7 protein-coding genes are annotated in these 7,035 nt (G+C 60.1%); 4 read left to right on the top strand and 3 right to left on the bottom strand.

Going from position 1 to position 7,035, the window contains the following annotated elements; translation table 11 throughout:
* From VL598_RS04100 to dnaA, 3 genes are all read right to left on the bottom strand, one after another.
* Positions 1-986 (bottom strand): ATP-binding protein (locus VL598_RS04100; protein WP_325325422.1); only part of this gene is annotated, 986 nt, incomplete at its 3' end.
* A gap of 113 nt (positions 987-1,099) precedes the next feature.
* Positions 1,100-2,203, bottom strand: coding sequence for a DNA polymerase III subunit beta (gene dnaN, locus VL598_RS04095; protein ID WP_325325421.1), 1,104 nt, complete (start codon positions 2,201-2,203; stop codon positions 1,100-1,102).
* Positions 2,204-2,438: 235 nt separating this feature from the next.
* Positions 2,439-4,040 (bottom strand): chromosomal replication initiator protein DnaA, encoded by a 1,602-nt coding sequence (dnaA, locus tag VL598_RS04090; protein WP_325325420.1) that lies wholly within the window; start codon positions 4,038-4,040, stop codon positions 2,439-2,441.
* A gap of 431 nt (positions 4,041-4,471) precedes the next feature.
* Here dnaA and rpmH point away from each other — a divergent pair, with 431 nt between their 5' ends.
* The 4 genes from rpmH to yidC form a co-directional block, all read left to right on the top strand.
* The gene (gene rpmH / locus VL598_RS04085; protein ID WP_004198824.1) at positions 4,472-4,606 is read left to right on the top strand and encodes a 50S ribosomal protein L34; all 135 of its coding nucleotides are present in this window, start codon (positions 4,472-4,474) and stop codon (positions 4,604-4,606) included.
* A gap of 65 nt (positions 4,607-4,671) precedes the next feature.
* Positions 4,672-5,118 (top strand): ribonuclease P protein component, encoded by a 447-nt coding sequence (gene rnpA / locus VL598_RS04080; protein WP_325325419.1) that lies wholly within the window; start codon positions 4,672-4,674, stop codon positions 5,116-5,118.
* Positions 5,119-5,151: 33 nt separating this feature from the next.
* Entirely contained in the window at positions 5,152-5,382 is a 231-nt protein-coding gene (gene yidD / locus VL598_RS04075; RefSeq protein WP_325325418.1) for a membrane protein insertion efficiency factor YidD, read from the top strand.
* Between the two features lie 31 nt (positions 5,383-5,413).
* On the top strand, positions 5,414-7,035 hold a 1,622-nt coding region (gene yidC / locus VL598_RS04070; protein WP_325325417.1), incomplete at its 3' end, for a membrane protein insertase YidC.

Below are 7,035 nucleotides of genomic sequence, written 5' to 3'. Positions count from 1 at the left end.
GCCTTCTTCGCAATTTCGTGATCGACGATGTACTTGTTGATGACGCGTGTCATCGCGGCACGCAGGCCGGTCAAGTGTGTGCCGCCATCGCGCTGCGGAATATTGTTCGTGAAGCACAGCACATTCTCGTTGTAGCTGTCGTTCCACTGCATCGCGACTTCCACACCCACGCCGTCCTTCTCGCCGTTGATATGGAAAATCGTCGGATGCAGTACGGTCTTCGTCTTGTTGATGTACTCGACGAACCCCTTCACGCCGCCCACGAACGCGAAATCGTCCTCTTTGCCCGTGCGCTGGTCGGTCAGCCGAATCCGCACGCCGTTATTCAAGAACGACAACTCGCGGATGCGCTTCGCAAGAATGTCGTAGTGGTACTCGACGTTCCCAAAAATGGTCTCGTCGGCCATGAAGTGCACTTCGGTGCCGCGCTGCTCCGTCTCACCGAGAGGATGCATCGGCGACACGCTGACGCCACTCACCTCGTCGATGATGCGGTTTTGCGCCACGCCTCGGTGAAACTCCAGGAAGGACTTCTTGCCGTTGCGTCGCACGGTCAAGCGAAGCCATTTCGAGAGCGCATTCACGCATGACACCCCCACGCCGTGCAATCCGCCCGATACTTTGTAGCTGTTCTGGTCGAACTTGCCGCCCGCATGCAACTCGGTCATCACGATCTCGGCCGCGCTGCGTTTCGGATCGTGCTTGTCGTCGAATTTGACGTCGGTCGGAATGCCGCGCCCGTTGTCGGACACGGAGATGGAATTATCCGCATGAATGATCACGTGGATATCGTTGCAATGCCCGGCCAACGCCTCGTCAATGGAATTGTCGAGCACTTCGAATACGAGGTGATGCAGACCGGTGCCATCCGACGTATCGCCGATATACATGCCAGGGCGCTTGCGCACTGCCTCCAGACCTTCCAGCACTTGAATGGACGAAGCGCCATAGCTGTTGTCGGGCTGGGTGTTGTACTGTTCACTCATGGATATATTCCGGTTCTGCATCTACTGCTTGCGTACTACGTCCGAAATTTCGGAGCACTAAAGAAACGCTAAAGGGGCGATGCGCCCCTCGTGTTCTTCTCTTTCGCTTGGGATCAAATGCGCATCGGCATGACCACGTACTTGAAATCGTCGTTCTCAGGTATCGTGAGCAGCGCGCTCGAACTCGCATCCGCCACGCTGATCTGCAGCATGTCCACCTTCAAATTCGCGAGAACATCCAGCAGATACGTGACGTTGAAGCCCATGTCGATCGCATCGCCCTGATAGGCGATTTCGAGTTCTTCCTGCGCCTCTTCCTGATCGGCGTTGGTCGACATGATCTTCAGTTGACCCGGCTCGATCACGCAACGCACACCCTTGAACTTGTCCGACGTCAAAATCGCCGCGCGCTGCAGCGAGCGCTGCAATTCGTCACGCCCAATCACAAACGTGTTCTTGTGCGCCTTCGGAATGACGCGCTGGAAATCGGGGAACTTGCCCTCAACCAGCTTCGAGACGAGTTCGACTTGGCCGAACGTGAATTTGGCCTGCGTCGATGCGATGTCGATCTTGACGACATCGTCGATGTCCTCGAGCAAACGCTGGAGTTCCAAAATCGTCTTACGCGGAATAATCACTTCCTGGCGCGCAAACTCGCCGTCGATCTTCATCGACGAATACGCAAGCCGGTGACCATCCGTTGCCACGGCCATGAGCCGGCCGCCATCGACGACGAGCAACATGCCGTTCAAGTAATAGCGGATGTCCTGCTGCGCCATCGCGAAGTGGACCATGCCGAGCAATTGCCGAAACGTTTTTTGCGGCACGGCGAGGCTCGCGCCGTAATCCTTCGATTGCGCGACGGTCGGAAACTCGTCAGCCGCCAGCGTCTGCAGCGCAAAGCGGCTCTTGCCCGATTGCACCGTCAGACGCTTGTCCGACAGCGTCAGGCTGACCTGCCCATCCGGCATCGCACGCAAAATGTCGAGCAGCTTGCGCGCGCCCACAGTGGTTGCGACCGATTCGTCGCCTACGCCGAAATCGGCCCGCGTCGTAATCTGCAACTCCAGATCCGTCGACAGAAACGACACGTCCGGCCCGGTCTTGGTAATCAGCAGATTCGCGAGGATCGGCAACGTGTGGCGACGTTCGACAATGCCGCTGACAGTTTGCAGCGGCCTCAAGAGGTTGTCTCGTTCGGTCTTGACCAGTTGCATACGATTCCTTCGTTGATGTGACGGCGCATTGGCCGCCTCGCCCGGCAGATTCGTCGACGAATCCATCGACGCCCCGCATTTTTTGCGCGCTTTTGTTCTTGCGTCGCACTTTATCCCGCCGCAAGAGCCGCGGTGGGTAAGCCGTTATTGTGCCTGAAAAACGCCCCGAGTCCGCCGTCGCACCGGCGAAACGGAACGACGCGTGGCGGCGCCACGCCTCGTTCGGGGATGCCCATCAGCCCTTCAAAGTCTGCTCGAGCACGTGTAATTCATGGTTGAGCTGCGCATCCTTGCCACGCTCGTCTGCAATCTTACGAACGGCATGCAGTACCGTCGTGTGATCGCGTCCGCCGAACAACTCGCCAATTTCCGGCAAGCTCTTCTGCGTCAACTCCTTCGCGAGATACATCGCGATCTGCCGCGGCCGGGCGATATTCGCCGGACGCTTTTTCGAGTACATGTCGGCGACTTTGATGTTGTAAAAGTCGGCGACGGTCTTCTGAATGTTCTCGACGGAGATTTGCCGGTTCTGCACGGTCAGCAGATCTTTCAGCGCTTCCTTCGTCAACTCGATCGTAATCTCGCGGCCATGAAACTTCGAATAGGCCAAAATCTTGCGCAGCGCCCCCTCGAGCTCGCGCACGTTCGAGCGCAAATGCTTCGCGACGAAAAATGCGACGTCCTCCGACACGCTTACGCCCTCGGACTGCGCCTTGCGCATCAGAATCGCCACGCGCATTTCGAGCTCGGGTGGCTCGATGGCAACGGTCAGGCCGGAATCGAAGCGCGAAATCAAGCGATCGTCGATACCCGAAATCTCCTTCGGGTAGGTATCGCTCGTGATAATCACCTGCGCTTTGTTCGCGACGAGCGCCTCGAACGCATAAAAGAACTCTTCCTGCGTGCGCGACTTTCCCGAAAAGAACTGGATGTCGTCGATGAGCAACAGATCGAGCGAGTGGTAGTAGCGCTTGAAATCATCGAACGCCTTGCGCTGATACGCTTTCACCACGTCCGAAACATATTGCTCGGCATGGATATAGCGGATTCGCGCTCCCGCCTTGTCCTGCAGCAATTGATTGCCAATCGCATGAATCAGGTGCGTCTTGCCGAGCCCCACGCCCCCGTACAAAAAGAGCGGGTTGTACGAGATGCCAGGATTGTCGGCCACCTGAATCGCCGCCGCGCGCGCGAGCTGGTTCGCCTTGCCCGTCACCAGGTTATCGAACGTGAGCACGGGGTTGAGCTTCGAGCGCTCGTACATCGAATCCGTTTCCGGGCTGCCCGCCCCTGCCCCGTTGGCCGCACCGGGCCGCCACGTGCGACGAGCAGCCGCGGCCTCGTTCGCGTCGACACCGGGCATGTCGACGTCCACACCGTCGTCGGCCACTCCCGCCGAGGCCGCGCCGTTGCCCGCCCCCGGGTAGCCGGTTTGCAGAGCATTCACGCCCTGCGCCGGGCCGCGCCGCGCACCGACGGCGACAGCGGCTGCCGTGCTTTCGGCCGCCGCCACGTCCGCGCCTGCGGCCGGGCCGCGCCGCAGCGCGACGACGCTTGCCGTTGCACCGGGCGCCACCGTGCGCATGCCTGCTTTCGGATCGAGCACGAACTGCACCTCGATGGGGGCCTGCCAGAAGTCGCGCGCAAGGTCGGAGATGCGGCCGGAAAACTGGCTCTTGACCCAGTCGAGCTTGAAACGGTTCGGCGCGGCGATCGACAGCGTGTTCGCAGCTGCGTCGAAGGCGACCGGGGTCAATGGTTTGATCCACGTCACGTACTGCTGGGGCGTCAACTCGCGCTCCAACAATGCGGAACAGTGCTGCCAGAATTCATTCATCGAGATGGTGTCGTTTTTTGGGGCACGGCGTTTTCGCCGCCGCCCTTGGCGCATTGGCGTCAAGGACCCGGTCCGGCAAGGCGAAATCCGCCCCGAATCCCTTGCGCGACAAGCACTTGCGGCAAAAGGACCACTCGGAGCGGCGTGCGGGATTCTTGGGACAAGGTCGAATTCTACCGCCAAAACGCGTCGATCTGGAAGTTATCCACAGGGCCACATTGCACACCGCTCGCCCCATGGAGCATCCATTGACGGCCGTAAGGTATTGACGGCCAAGAGAAAACCGGCTTAAATAGCGGGTTCCCGCAAAAGCGGAATCCGTTTTTCGACCCCGTCGGCAGTCTCCCAACCCCAGCTTGCGATACCCGCAAGTCGTGAAGTTAAGTTGGGCGCTCGCATGCGGACGCGGTCCCATCTCGAGTGAGAACGACATGAAACGTACCTACCAACCTTCCGTGACGCGCCGCAAGCGCACCCATGGTTTCCGCGTGCGCATGAAGACTGCCGGCGGCCGTAAAGTGATCAACGCCCGCCGCGCGAAGGGCCGCAAGCGCTTGGCCATCTAAGCGCAGCGAAGCTCAATACAAGGCAAACGGCGCATTGCGTGCGGCCCGCTTCGCGGGGCGCATGAATGCCGCCATCGGGCTTTAGTCCGTTGCGAGCACAGGCCACTTTTCCCAAAGCCGCAAGGCTTCTCAAAACGGATGAGTTTTCATCCGTTTTTCGTTTGCGCCCATGGCGCCGCTCGCCGCACTTTGTCGTGTATGCGAGGCCAACCGGCCAGTCAGCGCGGCTTGGGCTCGTCATCGGCAAGAAATTCGCGCCACGAGCGGCGACGCGTAACCTCGTGCGGCGCATCGCTCGCGAAGCGTTCCGCTTGCGGGCTGACGATTTCGGCGGCTGGGACATCCTGCTGCGCTTGCACACCCGCTTGGACAAGAAGGCCTTTCCGAGCGCGGCATCGCCGCCCTTGAAGGCACTTTGCCGCGACGAGTTCGACGCATTGCTCGGAAAAGCGGCGCGCGAGATTGCCCGCCGCCAATCGCCGCCCGCGCAAGAAGGCGCGGCCCCGGATTGAAATTGGGTGCACACGCCGCCAAAATCGATCGTCATGCAAACGGTACTGATTGCGCTGCTGCGTTTCTATAAGGTCGCCGTTAGCCCCCTGCTCGGCGGCCGATGCCGTTTTTATCCCTCGTGCTCTGATTACGCACGCGAGGCAATCCAGTATCATGGCGCCGCGCGCGGTAGTTATCTCGCGCTAAAGCGCCTGTGCCGCTGTCATCCGTTTTCCTCGGGCGGGGTCGATCTCGTTCCGCCCCCTATCCCCAGAAAGCGCTGAAGCGCCCGCTCCATCGACTCTGAGACCACGCATGGATATCAAACGCACCATCCTATGGGCGATCTTCTTCGTGTCAGCGATCATGCTGTTCGACAACTGGCAGCGCGATCACGGACGCCCTTCGATGTTCTTCCCGAACCCAGCGGCGACGCAGTCAACTGCGCCCACGGGTTCTGACACACTCCCCCAAGCGAGCGAGCCTGGTTCGACACCTCCGCCCGTGACGACGGCCGCTGGTGCGCCCGGCACGTCGACGGCGCAACCGTCTGCGCCGGCACAGTTGGTGAAGTTCAGCACCGACGTCTACGACGGTGAGATCGACACGCGCGGCGGCACGCTGGTGAAGCTGACGCTCACGCGCAAGAGCGACCCGAATCAGGGCGACCTCAACATCACCCTCTTCGATCGTACCGCCAACCACACCTATCTCGCCCGCACGGGCCTGATCGGCGGCGACTTCCCGAACCACAACGACGTCTACACGGTGCAGCAGCCAGGCCCGCATACGCTCGCCAATAATCAGCAGTCCTTCTCGATCAGCCTCGAATCGCCTGTCAAAGGTGGCGTCAAGGTCGTCAAGACGTACACGTTCACGCGCGGCAGCTTCGTGATCGGCGTCGATACGAAGATCGAGAACGTAGGCAGCACGCCCGTCTCGCCGAGCGTCTATATGGAGCTCGTGCGCGATAGCACACCGGTGGAAACGCCGCGTTTCTCGCACACGTTTATCGGGCCGGCTGTCTATACGAACGAGCAGCACTTCCAGAAGATCTCGTTTAGCGACATCGACAAGAACAAGGCGGCATACGCGACCTCGGCAGACAATGGCTGGGTTGCAATGGTGCAGCACTATTTCGCTTCGGCATGGGTTCCGCAGCAAGGCGCGAAGCGCTCGATCTATGTCGAAAAAGTCGACCCCACGCTCTATCGCGTTGGCATGACGGAAACTGTTGCGGCGATCGCACCGGGCCAGAGCGCCAATGTGTCCGCGCGGCTCTTCGCCGGGCCCGAGGAGGAGCGCGTGCTCGAAGGCGTGGCGCCAGGGCTTGACCTCGTGAAGGACTACGGCTGGGTCACGATCATCGCTAAGCCGCTCTTCTGGCTGCTTGAGAAGATTTATGGTCTCGTCGGCAACTGGGGCTGGGCGATCGTCCTCTTGACGCTGCTCATCAAGGCCGTGTTCTTCCCGCTGTCGGCGGCCAGCTACAAATCGATGGCACGCATGAAGGAGATCACGCCGCGCATGCAGGCGCTGCGCGAACGCTTCAAGAGCGATCCGCAGAAGATGAACGCGGCGTTGATGGAGCTCTACAAGACAGAGAAGGTCAATCCGTTCGGCGGGTGCCTGCCGGTTGTCATTCAGATTCCGGTGTTCATCTCGCTCTACTGGGTGCTGCTCTCCTCGGTGGAAATGCGCGGTGCACCGTGGGTTCTCTGGATTCACGATCTCTCGCAGCAGGATCCGTATTACATCCTGCCCGTGCTGATGGCCGTTTCGATGTTCGTTCAGACGAAGCTGAACCCGACGCCGCCCGATCCGGTCCAGGCGAAGATGATGATGTTCATGCCGCTCGCTTTCTCGGTCATGTTCTTCTTCTTCCCGTCAGGCCTCGTGCTGTATTACGTCGTCAACAACGTGCTGTCGATCGCTCA

The organism is Trinickia sp., assembly GCF_035492435.1.
Classification (GTDB): domain Bacteria; phylum Pseudomonadota; class Gammaproteobacteria; order Burkholderiales; family Burkholderiaceae; genus Trinickia.
The sequence above is the reverse complement of the archived record's forward strand: the minus strand, read 5'-3'. Positions and strand labels throughout refer to the sequence as shown.